The organism is Dyadobacter luticola, assembly GCF_005860805.1.
Classification (GTDB): Bacteria; Bacteroidota; Bacteroidia; order Cytophagales; family Spirosomataceae; genus Dyadobacter; species Dyadobacter luticola.
Genome location: NZ_VCEJ01000008.1, coordinates 150,149 through 167,553, shown reverse-complemented (window position 1 = coordinate 167,553; position 17,405 = coordinate 150,149). Strand labels below are relative to the sequence as shown.

General features: G+C 47.5%; 14 protein-coding genes. 10 read left to right on the top strand and 4 right to left on the bottom strand.

Going from position 1 to position 17,405, the window contains the following annotated elements; translation table 11 throughout:
* The first annotated feature begins 12 nt into the window (after positions 1 to 12).
* The 5 genes from FEN17_RS24520 to FEN17_RS24500 all read left to right on the top strand — a co-directional run bounded on the left by FEN17_RS24520 (position 13) and on the right by FEN17_RS24500 (position 6,007).
* A complete protein-coding gene (locus FEN17_RS24520; protein WP_138368057.1) occupies positions 13 to 1,746 on the top strand; it encodes a M3 family oligoendopeptidase in 1,734 nt (577 codons plus the stop codon).
* Between the two features lie 77 nt (positions 1,747 to 1,823).
* Positions 1,824 to 2,075 carry a hypothetical protein gene (locus tag FEN17_RS24515; RefSeq protein ID WP_138368056.1) on the top strand — a complete coding sequence of 84 codons (252 nt, stop codon included), beginning with the start codon at positions 1,824 to 1,826 and terminating at the stop codon, positions 2,073 to 2,075.
* A 243-nt stretch (positions 2,076 to 2,318) separates the two neighbouring features.
* Positions 2,319 to 3,395: an NAD-dependent epimerase/dehydratase family protein gene (locus FEN17_RS24510; RefSeq protein ID WP_138368055.1), complete on the top strand. Its 1,077-nt coding sequence runs from the start codon at positions 2,319 to 2,321 to the stop codon at positions 3,393 to 3,395.
* A 55-nt stretch (positions 3,396 to 3,450) separates the two neighbouring features.
* On the top strand, positions 3,451 to 4,398 hold the full coding sequence (locus FEN17_RS24505) for a glycosyltransferase (protein WP_138368054.1): 948 nt from the start codon (positions 3,451 to 3,453) through the stop codon (positions 4,396 to 4,398).
* A gap of 4 nt (positions 4,399 to 4,402) precedes the next feature.
* Positions 4,403 to 6,007 (top strand): hypothetical protein, encoded by a 1,605-nt coding sequence (locus FEN17_RS24500; protein ID WP_138368053.1) that lies wholly within the window; start codon positions 4,403 to 4,405, stop codon positions 6,005 to 6,007.
* Here FEN17_RS24500 and FEN17_RS24495 read toward each other — a convergent pair.
* The 4 genes from FEN17_RS24495 to FEN17_RS24480 form a co-directional block, all read right to left on the bottom strand.
* Positions 6,004 to 6,450, bottom strand: a complete 447-nt coding sequence (locus FEN17_RS24495) for an RrF2 family transcriptional regulator (protein ID WP_138368052.1) — start codon at positions 6,448 to 6,450, stop codon at positions 6,004 to 6,006. The genes FEN17_RS24500 and FEN17_RS24495 overlap by 4 nt on opposite strands.
* A gap of 178 nt (positions 6,451 to 6,628) precedes the next feature.
* A complete protein-coding gene (locus FEN17_RS24490) occupies positions 6,629 to 9,034 on the bottom strand; it encodes a 3-hydroxyacyl-CoA dehydrogenase/enoyl-CoA hydratase family protein (RefSeq protein WP_138368051.1) in 2,406 nt (801 codons plus the stop codon).
* A 60-nt stretch (positions 9,035 to 9,094) separates the two neighbouring features.
* Positions 9,095 to 9,562 carry a MarR family winged helix-turn-helix transcriptional regulator gene (locus FEN17_RS24485; RefSeq protein ID WP_138368050.1) on the bottom strand — a complete coding sequence of 156 codons (468 nt, stop codon included), beginning with the start codon at positions 9,560 to 9,562 and terminating at the stop codon, positions 9,095 to 9,097.
* A 139-nt stretch (positions 9,563 to 9,701) separates the two neighbouring features.
* Complete coding sequence (locus tag FEN17_RS24480; protein ID WP_138368049.1) at positions 9,702 to 10,946, bottom strand: peroxiredoxin family protein; 1,245 nt, start codon at positions 10,944 to 10,946, stop codon at positions 9,702 to 9,704.
* A gap of 139 nt (positions 10,947 to 11,085) precedes the next feature.
* Here FEN17_RS24480 and rsmH point away from each other — a divergent pair, with 139 nt between their 5' ends.
* The 5 genes from rsmH (at position 11,086) to mraY (ending at position 17,361) form a co-directional block, all read left to right on the top strand.
* Positions 11,086 to 12,003, top strand: coding sequence for a 16S rRNA (cytosine(1402)-N(4))-methyltransferase RsmH (gene rsmH, locus FEN17_RS24475; protein ID WP_138368048.1), 918 nt, complete (start codon positions 11,086 to 11,088; stop codon positions 12,001 to 12,003).
* 21 nt (positions 12,004 to 12,024) lie between these two features.
* Positions 12,025 to 12,441, top strand: a complete 417-nt coding sequence (locus FEN17_RS24470; protein WP_138368047.1) for an FtsL-like putative cell division protein — start codon at positions 12,025 to 12,027, stop codon at positions 12,439 to 12,441.
* Between the two features lie 5 nt (positions 12,442 to 12,446).
* The gene (locus tag FEN17_RS24465) at positions 12,447 to 14,588 is read left to right on the top strand and encodes a PASTA domain-containing penicillin-binding protein (protein WP_138368046.1); all 2,142 of its coding nucleotides are present in this window, start codon (positions 12,447 to 12,449) and stop codon (positions 14,586 to 14,588) included.
* A gap of 9 nt (positions 14,589 to 14,597) precedes the next feature.
* A complete protein-coding gene (locus FEN17_RS24460; protein ID WP_138368045.1) occupies positions 14,598 to 16,079 on the top strand; it encodes a UDP-N-acetylmuramoyl-L-alanyl-D-glutamate--2,6-diaminopimelate ligase in 1,482 nt (493 codons plus the stop codon).
* Between the two features lie 70 nt (positions 16,080 to 16,149).
* Positions 16,150 to 17,361, top strand: a complete 1,212-nt coding sequence (gene mraY / locus FEN17_RS24455) for a phospho-N-acetylmuramoyl-pentapeptide-transferase (protein WP_138368044.1) — start codon at positions 16,150 to 16,152, stop codon at positions 17,359 to 17,361.
* The last annotated feature ends 44 nt before the right edge of the window (positions 17,362 to 17,405 follow it).

Genomic DNA, 17,405 nt, shown 5'->3' with positions numbered 1-17,405 from the left:
TTTAAAATCAAAATGACAGACCAAAATACAGTTGATATACCGACAAGAAAAAGCAGGCCTTTTATTGGGGAAGAGTTTGAGTTGAAGCGGTGGGAGGATGTTGAGCCGTTTTTTGAAAATCTGAAAACCAGGGAGATCAATTCGGAAGAGGATTTAAGGCAATGGTTATCAGACCGGAGCGAGATCGAATCTTATCTTTCAGAGAATTTTGCCTGGCGGTACATTCGCCAGACTTGCGATACGGCGAACCAGGGATTGATCAATGCTTTGCAGTTTTTCATCACGGAAATCCAGCCTAAACTTGCTGAATATGGTAATGCGCTGGACAAGAAAGTGGTTGAAAATCCATTTCTGGACAAATTGACGGAACCCGGCTACGCAATCACGCTACGCGGGATGAAAAAGGCGATCGAGATTTTCCGCGAGGAGAACATTCCGCTGATCACGGAAATGCAGACCGAGGAACGCCGCTACGGGGCCATCGCCGGTGCTATGACCGTGACGCTCGATGGCGAGGAAATGACTTTGCAAAAAGCTTCGGACCGCCTGCAATCCACAGACAGAACAATCCGTGAAGAAGCCTGGCGCGCAATTGCTGGTCGCCGCTATGAAGACCACGAAACGCTTGACGAGCTTCTGAACAAGCTGGTTACCCTGAGAGATCAGGTGGGCAAAAACGCCGGTTTTGACAATTACCGTGACTATATGTTCGCAGCGATGGGCCGGTTTGACTATACCAAGCAGGATTGCTTCAATTTTCATGATTCAGTGAAAAAAGCAGTAGTACCGCTGCTGAATGATATGGCGACCGCGCGGAAAGAAGCATTGCATGTGGACGAGTTACGTCCCTGGGATGCGAAAGTGGACCCGAAAGGTTTGCCGCCGCTGAAACCTTTCCAAACCGGCGAGGAACTGCTGGACAAAACAATCCGCTGCTTTTCGAGATTGGACCCTTTCCTCGGCGACTGTTTGCGTATCATGAAAACCATGAAGCATCTGGACCTGGAATCGCGGAAAGGCAAAGCACCGGGCGGGTACAATTATCCGTTGGACGAAATCGGTGTTCCGTTTATTTTCATGAATGCAACTTCCAACCTGCGCGACCTGGTAACATTGCTGCACGAAGGCGGCCACGCGGTACATTCGCTGGTGACGCGGGACCTGACATTGAATTCTTTCAAACATACCCCTGCCGAAGTCGCGGAGCTCGCTTCCATGTCGATGGAGCTGATCACGATGGATTTCTGGGACGAGTTTTTCGAAAATGAAACCGACCTGAAACGCGCCAAGATCCAGCATCTGGAATCGATCATTGAAACATTACCCTGGGTAGCGACGATCGATAAGTTCCAGCATTGGATGTACGAAAATCCGGACCATACGCCGGAGCAGCGCACCGAAGCCTGGACGGGTATATATGAGGCATTTGCAGATTCGATCACGGACTGGTCGGAGCTGGAAAAATTCAAGCAATACATTTGGCAACGTCAGCTGCACATTTATGAGGTACCTTTTTATTATATAGAATATGGTATCGCACAGCTCGGCGCCATCGGCGTTTGGAAAAATTACCGCGAAAATCCGGCGCAGGGCCTCCAAGGTTACCTGGATGCATTGAAGCTGGGCTACACGGCCACGATCGGCGAAATTTATCAGGCTGCGAATATCTCTTTCGATTTTTCGGAGCAGAATATCACGGAGTTGATGCAATTTGTGCGGAACGAGCTGGCCGAGCTAAAAAAATGACATTTCGCGTAGCCTCGATTTGGTGGTTATGAAATTGGCGGTTATTTTTGCGCACAATCCTATGAACGATCCAAGAAATGAAATTCAATAAAATAATAGCATTTGTTGCCGGTGTTGCGCTACTTTCTTCCTGCAATTACCAAAAGTACAATACCATTGAGCAGAAGGATGTGAACAAAGGAAACCAGTATGTGTACGGTGTCAGCCCGGATTCTTTGCCGCGCCAGATGTCCTACAAATACGATCCGAAACCTGAGCTGGATACAAGGGTGAATGATATCCGGGCCAAATTGTACGGCGGCTCAGGCAGCGCGGTAGTGAAGCAATAAGAATTTTATTTTAAAATATTTTCAAGATATCCTCATCGCGGTGGGGATATCTTTTTTTGTGTCCCTCTTTTTATACCCGATTGAACATTTTCAATATAGTTGCCCCAGCATGATCCCCCTGGCACGAATCCATTGGATAACCCCGTTGTGACAATTGAACATTTTTAATTTACTTTACATTTCCAAGACAGGGTAATACCGCATTTCAAGAAACAATACACGCAATTTAAAGTACACAAAAACATGAATATAGCATTGGTAACCGGCTCGGCCGGACTGATAGGAAGTGAATCGGTTGCTTTTCTGGCTGACAAATTTGATCTGGTCATTGGTGTTGATAACAATCTAAGAGAATACTTTTTCGGTGCGGACGGAAACACGGAATGGAACCGTAACAGGATCCAGGAAGCGTTCGGAAACTACAAACATTACTCGGCTGACATCCGCGAAGCGAGCCAGCTGGAACCGATTTTCAAAGAATACGGCAGCGACATAAAAATGATCGTCCACGCCGCAGCACAACCCAGCCACGACTGGGCTGCCCGCGAGCCTTTCACCGATTTTGGTGTGAACGCGGTAGGCACTTTGAATATGCTTGAAATGACACGCCTGCATGCACCAGAGGCTGTTTTTATATTTACTTCAACCAACAAAGTGTACGGGGATAACCCGAACTACTTGCCGCTGGTGGAGCTGGAAACAAGATGGGAAATCGACGAAAGCCATCCTTATTTCACGAATGGTATCGACGAGCATCACAGCATTGATCATACAAAACATTCCATCTTCGGTGCTTCAAAAGTAGCTGCCGACATTATGGTGCAGGAATATGGCCGCTATTTTGGTATGAAAACTGCCGTTTTCCGCGGAGGCTGCCTTACTGGTCCAAACCACTCAGGCGCGCAGCTGCACGGGTTTTTGGCTTACCTGATGAAATGTGCGATTACCGGCAATCACTACACGATTTTCGGTTATAAAGGAAAGCAGGTACGTGACAACATTCATAGCCATGACCTGGTGAATATGTTTTGGCATTTTTACCAAAATCCACGTCCGGGCGAAGTTTACAATGCGGGCGGCGGGCGTTTTGCCAACTGTTCAATGCTCGAAGCGATTGCGCTTTGCGAGCAGATTACCGGCAACAAACTTTCTTATTCTTACTCGGATACCAACCGCATCGGCGACCACATCTGGTACGTGAGCGACCTTTCGAAATTCAAGTCACATTACCCAGGTTGGAATTGGGAATACGGGTTGGTAGAAACCCTTACTCAGATCCACGACGGAATTTCTTCCCGACTTGGACTAAAAACGGTTTAAATCATATTAAGATCCCCGAAAATCCATAACTTCGGGGATCTTATTCTATCTCCCCATGTCGGATAACTTCGTAATAATAATTCCACAATTCAATGACTGGGAGGCATTGAACCTGCTGATTAAAAAGATCAATTCTGATCTTGACACCCACATTAAGACCAATACTACCCTGCTGATCGTCGACGATTGTTCTTCGAAAAGCAGGACACAGCCTTTCGCAGCATTTGATGGTAAGGAAATCAAATTACTGAGATTGTACCGGAATCTGGGTCACCAAAAGGCGATCGCGATCGGACTTTCCTGGGTTGCAGAGCACCTGCCGGTGGACAAGGTAATTGTGATGGATGCAGACGGAGAAGACGCACCGATCGACATCAACAAGCTGGCAGCGAAATCGTTACAGGAACCTGACAAGATCATTTTCGCCGAGCGGAAGAAACGCACCGAGAGCCTGCTGTTCCGTTCTTTTTATAAAATTTACAAATTCGTTTTCCAGGCTTTGACCGGCAAGCTGATCACCTTCGGGAATTTCAGTTTGGTACCGCAGAGCCGGCTTCAAAACCTGGTCCGTGTTTCTGAAATCTGGAACAACTACCCAGGTGGCATCATTAAATCCCGCATACCTTACGATTCTGTACCGACAAACCGCGCCACGCGACTGGCTGGCGAAAGCAAAATGAATTTCGTTTCGTTGGTTTTGCACGGATTGAGCGCTATTTCTGTGATGGTGGACACAACTGCGGTCCGGATCCTGATATTTTCCATGATGATGTCAGGCGTCGCCATCGCATTCATATTCATCATCTTATTCCTGAAACTGATCGGAAATGCTACTCCCGGCTGGGCGTCAACATTGGGCAGCACGCTGGTGATCCTGATGTTACAATCGTTTCTGATTTCGCTTTTTCTGGTTTTCATGGTGCTGCAATATCGCTCGCAGCAGCATTTCATTCCTGCCGTCCACTACCGCGATTTTGTGGAAAAAGTAGAGACTTTCAGCTGAGCCTATGGTCACATTCGATCATTCTCCGACGGTATATTGGCTTTTTGGATATATACTGGCGGGTTTAGTCGTTTTGTCGGGCAGCTACAAACGTGTCAGCACGCCTGTTTTTTTGATACTCTGCCTATTCCTGCTTGCTTTCATGCGGCTTCCGGTCATCGCATTCAACCGGGAATTGAACCCCGACGAAAGCCAGATGCTCAGCCACGCGATCACGCTTTTTCAGGACCCGGTATACTGGCGCTCCGTCGACGGGACCACGATAGGCCCGCTCGACAATTATCTTTTAGTAATTCCAAAATTTTTTGGGCTTCAAATCAATTATTCTACCGGAAGATTGATGGGCCTGGCCTGCGCGATCGGCTCTTTATTTTTTCTTTTCTTAGCATTAAAAAACTGGTTTACCACCAACATTGCGCGGCGGGTTATCATCATTCCCTTACTTTTCCTAGCATTTACGCAGGAAGTTGACTTTGTACATTATTCCAGCGAGCAGCTGCCGGTTTTGCTTTTGTCGCTGGGAATCTGGCTGTTATCCAGGTTTAGTCTGCCACTAAAAGATGTCCGGTCCAACGCTTTTGTGACCGGGCTCGTCGCGGGTGCTATCCCTTTCGCAAAATTACAAGCCGTGCCGCAGGCCGCGGTGATTGCGCTGGTGGCTGGTTGGTATTGTTTCCTTCAATTTCGTTATACCAAAAATTACAAGTCGCTACTGACATTGATGCTCGGTGGATTAACATTCCCGCTGGCAGTCTTTATCTGGACGCTGATTTACCACGTTTTCCAGGATTTGATCGATTTTTACATTCTCGGAAATGTCATCTACGCAGGAGGCACCGGACTTGCAGGAATTCCTCAGAAATTCGCGGGGATATTCGCATTATCTCCTGATTTTAAGGTTTTTACAACCTCAATACTTGCCCCGGCGATTTTAGGTTTGATCCTTATTTTTCAAACTTTCAAGAAAAGAGAAAACATGCAGGTACCGGTTTTTATCGGCTTGCTGCTGCTTTCCAGCATTTACGCAGTCACCAAATCCGGCAACGATTTTGTGCATTATCTCAATTTTTGCATTGCCCCTTTCACATTATTAGCAGCCTATGGGTTGACCAAAATTGTAAAATGGTCGATCGTTTTTCCTGCGATTCTATTGGTTTGGTTTTCAGGAAATGATGCGTATTCATTCGTCAAAGAAAGAAAGCTGAACAACTTTTACTCAGTCAACGTGACTACATTGGGTGAAAGTCCGGTGGTGACGGAAGTGAACAAATTGAGCAAAAAGGGTGACTATATGGTGGTCTGGGGCTGGCAATGTATCTATTATGTGGAAGCACAGCTGGCGCAAGGTACTGCCGAAAACCATTCAGAAAGATCGATTTTTGAACATCCGCTGCGGGACACTTACCGGAAAAGATATCTGTCAGATATTCAGCGTACTAAGCCAGCATTTGTCCTGGATGCTGTGGGTAAAAACAGCTTTTGGGTACAAAACAAAACAACCCAGGGAATAGAGAGTTTCCCTGAGTTGTTTCAATACATTAACGCTAATTATAAGTTGGTTGGCGATTTCGACGATACCCTGCTGTACGTCCGGAAAGACCGGCTTTAATTCAGCAGAACGTCCGTCTGCGCCGCATTTTCTGCCTGCAGCAGATCACTCAATGTCGTCTTGTCCAAAACTGCGAGGTTTGCATCCCGCCATTTTTCCAAAACTGACCGCAGGCTGCACGTTTCTTCATCTTTGCAATCATCGCAGCGTCCGTAGAAAAACATGGAAACACAAAGCGCCGGGGCGATAGGTCCATCGATAATCCGCAAAACTTTGGAAAAATTCACCTCACCAGGCGGCACCCGTAACAAATAGCCGCCTCCCTTGCCCTTCTGACTTTGCAAAACACCATTGTTCCGAAGATCCAGCAAAATTGCTTCCAGAAATTTCTTTGGAATCTTCTCTTTTTCAGCAATATAGGAAATCAGCACCGGGCCTTTTCCATATTGTTCCGCCAAAACTTTCAGCGCCTTCAAGGCATATTTTGCTTTTTTCGAAATCATTGATCAAGTATCCTTATAAATTGGATCAGTATGCGTTTAATTGAATTTTTTCACGGTTATATTTCAAATGATTGGTTCTAAATATCGAACTTTTAAAGGAAAAATATAACATTTTCAGAACATAAAATGCGCCTGCAATAATTCCCAGAGAGATTTTCCAAGACATTACCACACTTACCTAGTTTCTGGGCGGCTTGCCCCCATTCAGCAACCCCTGCATTCTTTCCATTGTCTTTTTCTCCCCGCACAGCGACAAAAACGCTTCTCTTTCCAGATCCAGCAGATACTGCTCGGTCACATTCTGGGCATAACTCAGGTCGCCGCCGTTGATGACGTACGCCAGCTTATTGGCGATTTTGGCGTCATGGTCGGAAATGTAATTGGCCATCCGCATTTGCGCAATGCCCGCCATGAACAAAGCGATGCCGGTTTTTCCCTGCACCTTAATATCGGTCCGATGCTTGGGCTGGGTATAACCATTTTCAGCCAGCTCGATCGCCGCTTGTTTTGCCTCGGCAATCAGCCGCGACCTGTTCAAAACGATCTGGTCTTTTTTCTGTAAATAATTCATTTCCAATGCTTCCTGCGCCGATGTTGAAACTTTGGCCTGGGCAATGTTCATGAAAGCATTTTGCAAAATGTTGAGCTCAGGATCACCATTTTGGTACATATCGGAGCACCGCAGCGCCATTTCCTTGGTCCCGCCACCGGCCGGGATCAGGCCCACGCCAAACTCGACGAGGCCAATGTACGTTTCTGCGTGGGCTACCACTTTATCCGCGTGCAATGTCAGCTCGCAACCGCCGCCCAGGGCAAGCGAATGTGGCGCCACCACCACCGGCACCGCCGAATATCTCGCGCGCATCATCGTCTGCTGGAACTCAGCGATCACCATATTGATCTCATCAAATTCCTGCTCGATGGCATACATAAATAGCATGGCCAGGTTGGCCCCGGCCGAAAATGCTTCGCTGGACTCATTCCCAATCACAATTCCGCGGAAATCCTTTTCAGCCGTGCTGATACCTTTCTGGATCCCGGCGATCACGTCGGAACCCATCGTATTCATTTTGGATTTGAATTCCAGGTTCAGAATGCCATCACCGAGATCGTATAAATTCGCGCCCGCATTTTTCCAGACAATGTTGTCGGAAAGGTTGCTCAATAAAATGAAGCTATCCTGGCCTGGAATCTTTTTATAGGATTTGGAAGGAATATCATAGTACAACCGCCTGTTTTTCTCAACTTTATAAAATGCTTCATTCCCCGCCGCTATCATTTCATACACCCAATCGGCCGGTTTCAGGTTTAGACTCTCCATGATCCCGACCATATTTTTCACACCAATCGCGTCCCAGGTTTCGAACAGTCCGTACTGCCAGCCAAAACCAGCCGAAATCGCCTGATCGATCCGGAAAACTTCGTCGGCGATCTCGGGAATGCGCAAACTGGCGTAGCGGAATACGTCTGCGAATGTTCTTCTGTAAAACTCTCCCGCCTTATCCTCACCTGCCACCAGCACCGGAAAGCGTTTCAAAACATCATTGATCGCCTTGGTACCTTCCAGCGTTTCAAATTTTACCTTTCCGGAAGGTTTGTATTCCAATGTATCGAAGTCCAGCGCGAGGATGACGGACTTACCCTTCTCGTCTTTTATTTTTTTATAAAAACCCTGACCTGTTTTATCACCGAGCCATTTATTCTCAAACAGTTTTTGTAAAATCGACGGCAGAATAAATGCCTCGCGCGACTCGTCGCTACCCTCGCCGGAAGCATATAAATTGTTGGCTACGTGGACGGTCGTATCCAAACCCACCACGTCGGAAAGGCGATGTGTTCCGGATTTCGGACGTCCTGCCACAGGTCCGGTCAGTTTATCCACTTCATCCACCGAAAGTTTCATTTCCTCAGCCACGCGGATCGTCTGCACCAGCGCGTAAATACCGATCCGGTTCGCGATAAAACCGGGCGTATCCTTACATAAAACCGTCGTCTTGCCCAGGAAAAGATCGCCGTAATGCATCAGAAAATCGATGACGCTTTGATCCGTATCCTGCGTAGGAATAATTTCGAGCAGGCGGAGGTACCTCGGCGGGTTGAAAAAATGGGTACCGCAAAAGTTCTTCTTAAAGTCTTCACTGCGGCCTTCCGCCATCAAATGTATCGGTATACCGGACGTATTGGAGGTGATTAATGTGCCTGGCTTGCGCAGCGCGTCCACTTTTTCGTACAGACTTTTCTTAATGTCCAGCCGCTCTACCACGACTTCGATCACCCAATCGTAATTTTTAATGTCGGCCAGGTTATCGTCAAAATTGCCCAGCTTGATCCGCGACGCAAAGTTGGCACTATACAAGGAAGCCGGCGTGGCCTTTAATGTTTGCTGAAATGATTCGTTTACAATTCGGTTGCGAAACGCCGGGTGCTCGGTGGTGATACCTTTCGCTTTTTCGGCTTCAGAAAGTTCTTTCGGGACAATGTCCAGCAGCAATACTTCCACCCCAATGTTGGCAAAATGACAAGCAATCCTCGACCCCATAATCCCCGAGCCCAGGACCGCAACTTTACGAATTGAACGATTCATTTTAAAAAGGTTTGGTTTTCAGAACTGCCTTCTACTTTTATTATCAGGCATTTATATCGCTTAAAGCTCCGGCTCGTCCAGCTCGCCGGCTTTCAGTTTCTGGTTTTCGTCTTCCACCAGCCGGTTAATGTCTTTGATCACTTCAAAAAAAGTAACCAGCTTGTCCAGCGGAATTTTATCGCGGATCATTGTATTGAAAGAAATTACGCCTTCACGGGCAATCTCACGCTTTTCTTTTCCAAGATCCGTCAGCATGATCCGCACGAAACGTTTGTCGGTTTCGCTTACTTCCCTGGTAATTAACCCCTTCTCTTCCAGGTTTTTAAGCATGCGCACCAGGCTTCGCGGCTCCATGCCAAGCAGCGGCGCGATCTTGGTTGCCGGGGTGCCGTTTTCTATGTCAATGTTGAGCAAAACATATCCCACAGCCATCGTAGTATCGTGGCGGGCGGCATAGGCATTGTACATCCTGGATATCGAATGCCATGCCCATTTTATCTGAAAATCAATGGTTTTTTCCTTCCGCATCGTCTCAAAAATCGCTATAAACCGGGATATGCCCTTCTTACAAATGTAAGAAATCAAGCCAGCATTATGCAAGCATACTATTTTTGAAAAAAATAAAAACGCATTGACCGGATGTCAGCCAATGCGTCTTGGAAATGCGTTATTTTTCAGCGATCAGCTTGTCCATCAAGCTGTTGAAGTCTGTTACAAATTCATCGTAGTACTTGCCGGTTCCGGGGCCGGAGAAGCCGGTGTGAATCTCGCGCACTTTTCCTTTGCGGTCGATGAAAATGGTGGTGGGGTATGACATGACTTTGTTCAGCATCGGTAATGCTTTGGCCGTCGCCTCGTCGGTGTTGGTACCGGCCAGCAGGATCGGGTATTGAATGTCGAAGCGGCTGATCATTCTTTTCAGTTTCGGATTAGACACTTTCGGGTCATCGGAACGCTCGAATGACAGACCGATCATTTCTACGCCGCGGTCTTTGTTGCTCTTGTACCAGGGCGCCATAAAGTTGGTTTCGTCCATACAATTCGGGCACCACGAGCCCATAATCTGGATAATGACCGCCTTACCCTGAAATTTCGGATCTTTCAGTGACCACATTTTTCCGTCGGAATCAGGGAATGTAAAATCCACCGTTTCAAACCCTGGTTTTAGGAATGTGAGCTTCGCTGCGTCGGGCAATGCTGCATTCGGGTCCAGTTTCGCTTCCCACGTTTTGTACGCCTTCACACCCGACCACAATGCACCTTTCAGCACATTATTATCCTGGATCGCAGCTTTGAATAATTTCGCATTGGAACCGTCGAATGTGGAGAGGAAAAGACTGTCACCATTGACACTGCCGGTCAGAAACCGGTAGTCGCCAGTGGTGGTGAGAAAAGAGCCGGAAACGTCGGTACCGGTTTGCGTCAGATTTCCGACGGCCTGGGTAGAGTCGCCTTTATCATCCATGAAGTACGTCATCCATTTACCCGTCACATTCTTGCCGGTTTTGGCGACGCCTTCTTTGAAAAACCTGTAATTCTCGCCTGCTTTGGCTTCAAAAGGCAGCGAGCCCGCCACCACACCATTCGCAAGCCTGTAGTAAGTACCTTTCAGTGATTCGGCATCTGCTTTCGCAACAATTTTAGCATCAAACAATTGCATCGGGATCACCAGCGAATCGTTGGCAAAATAGGCCGTATCCATGCGGAGTTTTTCCTTTCCGTTTAATGCAAAAACGGAGTAGGTTTTACCGTCAGGGTTCTTAGAAATGTCGAGTAAAAGTGGAAGTTCCTGGTTGTCGCGGGTCAATGTGGCGCGCCAGGTACCTTCTTTCAAATTGGCTTCGCTGCCCGATTTGCAGCCTATTTGGATTAAACAAAACAGGCACGCCGCAGCGGAAATAATCAATCTCATAAACAGGAGTTTAACATGGGTACGTTAATGTAGCGATAAAATTAAATCCTTTATCGCCGGTAATTCCTACGCATTAAAATTGCTAAGTTTGTAACTGCCTCCCGGCGAGAATAAGTTCCTGCTACAATGCTTTTAACAAATGGTTCCACAAAGTACTTACCATGAGCCTGTCATGTTGCAGGAGTGCCTTGAAGGTCTGCAAATTAACCCCGAAGGCACCTATGTGGATGTAACTTTCGGCGGCGGCGGACATTCCCGGGCCATTCTTGAAAAGCTTACTACCGGCCGCCTGCTCGTGTTCGACCAGGATCCCGACGCCGCCGCAAATGCCGAAGAATTCAAAGACGATAAAAGATTTACCTTCATCGCCGCCAATTTTCGCCACCTCCGGCGTTACCTCAAATTATATAAGGCGGATCAGGTAGATGGTATCCTCGGCGATCTGGGCGTTTCGTCCCATCAGATCAACACGCCTGAAAGAGGCTTTTCGACCCGCTTTGATGCCGACCTGGATATGAGAATGAACCCGGCGAATGAAAAAACAGCCCGCGAAGTGCTCAATACCAGATCGACCGGCGAATTGCAGCGTATTCTGGGCATGTATGGCGAGGTGACGAATGCGAAAACCGCGGCGGAAGCGATTTTTTCGGCCCGGCATAATTCGCAAATCGATACCGTGAATGATCTGAAAGACATTCTGATCAAATACGCCCCGAAACACCGGGAAAATAAATATTTCGCGCAGGTTTTCCAGGCGCTGAGAATTGAGGTTAATGATGAATTGAGTGTGCTGGAAGAATTCCTGACCCAGGTGCCGCAGGTATTGGTACCCGGCGGCCGGCTGGTCGTAATGTCTTATCATTCATTGGAAGACAGGTTGGTTAAAAACTTTATCCAGAAAGGAAAATTTTACGGCGAAGTTGAAAAAGACTTTTACGGCAACGAAATCAAACCACTAAAAAGCATCACCCGAAAACCCATCGAAGCCACGGCGGAAGAAGTTGCCGTCAACCCGAGGGCGAGGAGTGCGAAACTTAGGGTGGCGGAAAAAATATAGAAACTCAACATCCTGAAAAACATGGCGGAAAACAAGAGAAAACCGAAGCCCATCCCTCCCAAACCGCCGAAGAAGAAGCGGGAGTATCATTTGTTTAATTGGCTGAATAAGTTTTTGCCACTGGACAGGGTTTTCGGGGACAATTTGCCGGGGCATGAGGAGCGTTTGCCGGTGAAATATTTCTATTATTTTGGATGGATTGTGCTGCTGCTGGTGGCTTATGAGCGGATCGGGTTTCAGTCGGAGCAGTATGTGCGCAATAGCATTAAGCTGAAAAAGGAAGTGGACGATCTGCGGGCGGAATACACCTCGATTCACTCGGAATATATGAAGAGCAGGAAGCAGTCGGTGGTGATTGAAAAAGTGAAAACCGAGGGGCTGCAGGAAAACCTGATCCCACCAAGAAAGATCCATATCAAGGCCGAAGAAGAAGACTGAGAACCATGAAAAACGAAATCGAGAGCGGGCAGAACAACAAGAAAGCCCTGATCGCCCGCGCGCGGATTGTTGGATGGTCACTTTTTCTGCTGGCTATCCTAGTCTTCGCCAAGCTGATCCGCGTACAATATTATGATACATTCAAAGGCAAAACCTGGGCGGAATATTCAGTCAAAAATGATCTGAAAATCGATACCATTCCGGCGATGCGGGGCAACATTTATTCCAATGATAACAGCCTCCTCGCGACGTCGCTTCCCTACTACTACATTGGTCTGGACACCAAAACTTCTGATTCAGCCTACTTTTACAGCCACGTCGACGAGCTGGCTTCCTTGCTCGCCAAAAGCTTTCACGAAAATGACGCGGCGGGTTTTAAAAGAAAAATCATCAGCTACCGTGTAAGCAGAACTAAGAGATATCTGCGGTTGAAAAGCAAGGTAATCAGTCATTTAGATAGGGAAAAAATTAAAAAGTGGCCGTTTTTTACAAAAGCAAGAAAAGGCGGCGGCGGGAAGTTCGAGACGATCTACAAACGCTATAAACCTTTCAGCCCGATGGCCGACCGGACAATCGGCGGAATCGATGCGAAATCCGGAAGAGGATACATTGGACTGGAAGCGAGTTTTGATAAAAAGCTGGAAGGTAAGTCGGGTATCGGCTGGGTGGAAATGGTGGAAGGCGGTATCAAGATCCCGGTCGGCGATGCATTGAATGTGCAGCCGGAAGCGGGCCGCGACATTTACACGACACTGGATATGAATTACCAGGATATGGCCGAGATCGCGCTGCGCCGGAAGCTGGTAGAAATGGACGCGGATTTTGGCTCGGTGGTGATTATGGAAGTCAAAACTGGCGAAATCAGGGCGATGGCAAACCTTACAAAAAGAGGCGACCATTTGGTGGAAGACTTTAACTACGCGCTGGCTGGCAGCAATGACCCGGGCTCGACATTCAAGCTGGCGACCATGATGGCGATTCTGGAAGAAACCCGCATGGACCCGGACCAGGTCAAGGTAAATACTGGAAATGGGGCGATGCGCTTCAAAAATCACATTATCCGCGACGCGCACCGGGGCGGTTTTGGCATTATTACAGCCTCAGAAGTTTTGGAAAAATCGTCTAACATTGGCATTGTTCAACTGATGCTGCGCCATTTTGCCAATAAGCCGGACCAATATCTGAAATACCTGAAACAATTTCACCTGACCCAGCCCACGGGTATCCACATGAAAGGTGAAAAACCGCCACTGATCCGCGACCGGACGTCCAAACATTGGAGCGGTTACTCGATGTACTTCATGGCGCACGGCTACGAAATGCAAATGACGCCTTTACAGACACTTGCATTATATAATGCTGTCGCCAATGATGGTTACTGGGTGCGCCCGATGATTGTGAAGGAAGTCCGGAATGCAGAAGGAGTGGAAGATAAAATCCCGCCCTATGTTGCGGATAAGCCGATTTGCTCGCCGGAAACAGTTCGGAAAGTGAAGAAAATGCTGGAAGGGGTTGTGAACAGTGGTTTGGCCAAACACATTAAAAGTAACCTCTACCAGATCGCCGGAAAAACGGGTACGGCGCGGAAGCTGATCAATGGTGTGTATACCGAGGGTAAAAACTACACCTCTTTTGCTGGTTACTTTCCGGCCGACAAGCCAAAATACAGCTGCATTGTGATCATTGATAACCCTAAAAGCAAAGGCGCCGACTACACCAGGTACGCGGGAAGCGTGGCCGCGCCGGTTTTCAAAGAAGTAGCCGACCGGATTTATGCCTACGATGTGAGTATTCAAAAACCGGTTCAGGATACGATTCCCGAAGCAGTCGGAGACGTAAAGTGGGCTGGAAAAACGTCTGATTTGCAGATTATCAGCAAAGAACTGAAACTGACGCCGGTACCTGAGCAAACGGAATATGCAGCGGCTTCGCTCTTTAAAAAAGGAAAAACCAACTGGCAGTCCCGGAATATGAGCTTGCGGGAAGTACCCAACTTGCAGGGCATGGCTATGCGCGATGCCTTGTATATTCTTGAAAATAAAGGATTTACGGTTTCTTTCAAAGGCTCGGGAAAAGTGGTGGAACAATCGTTACCGCCAGGAGTCAATGAAGGCAGCGAGAAAAACATCCTTCTAACATTACAGTAAATTCCGTTGATGGAAAGCAATCAAGACAAAATCCTGAGCAGTTTGTTGGACGAAGTACGAGGTGCGCGAATCACCGGGCCGTCGAATATTACTGTTAAAAATATCATCCTGGATTCCAGGAAAGTCCTTCCCGGAAGTTTGTTCGTTGCCCTGAGAGGGACGCAAACCGATGGGCACCAGTTTATTGAAACTGCTACCGGTCTGGGTGCCAGCGCCATTCTTTGCGAAGAACTTCCCGCAAATATTTATGAAAGTACTACTTACATACAAGTTGCCGACTCAGCGGAAGCGATGGGTTACATTGCGGCTGCGTTTTATGGCCAGCCTTCCAAAAGCTTAACATTGGTGGGCGTCACCGGCACGAATGGAAAAACTTCGGTTGCTACATTCCTTTTCCAGCTTTTCAGGGCGCTGGGATACCGGTGCGGTTTACTCTCTACGGTTCAGAACCAGATTGAGGATGAGGTAATTGTATCGACGCACACCACGCCCGATTCGATTGCATTGAACCAGCTTCTGGCGCAAATGCTGGCGAAGAATTGCACGCACGTTTTCATGGAGGTCAGCTCACATTCCGTGGTGCAGCACCGGATTACCGGCTTACAGTTTGCAGGAGGCATTTTTACCAACATTACCCACGATCACCTCGATTTTCATAAAACATTTGATAACTACATTAAAGCTAAAAAAGGCTTTTTTGACGCACTGCCGAAGACGGCTTTTGCATTGGTGAATATTGATGACCGCAGAGGCGCGGTGATGGTACAGAATACGCAGGCGCGCGTGGAAACCTACTCGCTGCAAACGCTGGCAACATTCAAAGGAAAAGTGATTTCGGATACGCTGGCCGGAATGCACATGGAGATCAACCAGCAGGAAGTATGGTTCCGGGTCATCGGACGTTTTAATGCTTATAACCTGCTTTCGGTGTATGGCGCGGCTTTGCTTCTGGGTGAAAAAGCGGATTCCGTTTTGACGGAGCTTTCGAATTTGAAAAGCCCTCCTGGGCGGTTTGAACAGTTTCATTCTTCTGATCACATTGTGGGTATCGTCGATTACGCACACACGCCGGATGCTTTGGAAAATGTGCTGGAAACCATTACACATTTAAGGAGCGGCAATGAAAAGGTGATCACGCTGGTAGGCTGCGGCGGAAACCGGGATGCCGAAAAACGCCCGAAAATGGCTGCAATCGCCTGCAAATACAGTAATGAAGTGATTTTAACTTCTGATAATCCGCGTTTTGAAGATCCGATGGACATTTTGGAACAAATGAAAAAAGGTGTTCCGCCACTGGATTATAAAAAAACAAAAGTGGTGCCTGATCGCCGGGAAGCGATTTTTAAAGCGGGCCTGGAAGCAAATCCAGGCGACATTATCCTGATCGCGGGAAAAGGCCATGAAAATTACCAGGATATCAAAGGTGTCAAAACGCACTTTGATGATAAGGAGGTTTTGAGTGAGGTTTTTGAAAAACGGCGTTCAAATTAAAAGCGGCGGGCCTTTTGCGTAATGTCCGAAATAAAGCAATTTTGCAGCACTCACCCCAATAAGCGAATACATGCTCTATTACCTTTTTGAATATCTGGATAAGCATTTCAACATCCCCGGCGCAGGGGTTTTTCAATATATATCTTTCAGAGCGCTGGGTTCCACGGTGTTATCGCTGTTTATCGCTGCTACCTGGGGAAAAACCATTATTAATTTTCTGAGAAAAAAGCAGATGGGCGAATCCATCCGCGACCTGGGGCTGGCAGGACAAATGGAAAAAGCCGGAACGCCTACTATGGGCGGTTTTATCATTCTGGCATCCCTGCTCATTCCGGTTTTACTCTTTGCCAAACTAACTAATGTTTACATTGTCCTGCTCATCATTACTGCGGTTTGGACCGGAATGATCGGGTTTTTGGATGATTATCTTAAAAAATTCAAGAATAATAAAGACGGGCTGCACGGCCGGTTTAAGATTGTCGGGCAGGTAGGTTTGGGGCTGATCGTCGGGATTACGCTTTCTTTTAATGATAATGTAAGGATCCGGATCTACGACAAACCACTGCTGAGTTCCAATCTCGGCGAAATCCAGCGCTACCGCGATATGATCCACCCGACGGTGACGACGATTCCTTTTTTTAAGAACAACGAATTTGATTACAAATCGCTGCTCTTCGGCCTGCCTGAGCAGTATACCTGGATTATTTACACCATCATCGCGATTTTTATCATTACCGCTATTTCTAATGGTGCCAACATTACCGATGGTATCGACGGACTGGCGGCGGGTGTTTCGGGGATTATTGCATTGACTTTGGGTGTGCTGGCATACCTGTCGGGTAACACCAAATTCTCTCAGTACCTGAACATCATGTATATCCCCAACTCGGGTGAGCTGGTGATTTTTTGCGCGGCGTTTATCGGGGCCTGCGTCGGGTTTTTATGGTACAATGCTTATCCTGCCCAGGTTTTTATGGGCGATACGGGAAGTTTAATGCTGGGTGGCGTGATCGCGGTAACTGCGCTGGCGATACGGAAAGAGTGGCTGATCCCGATCATGTGCGGGATATTTATCGCTGAAAATGCCTCGGTAATTCTGCAAGTCAGCTATTTTAAATACACGAAAAATAAATACGGCGAAGGCCGAAGGATTTTCCTGATGTCCCCGCTGCACCATCATTACCAGAAAAAAGGCATCCACGAATCGAAGATTGTGACGCGTTTTTGGATTGTTGGGATTATTCTTGCCATTCTGACGCTGGCAACTTTGAAGTTGCGGTAGGTTTTGGCAGTTGGCTGTTAGCTTTTAGCTAACAGCCAACCAAA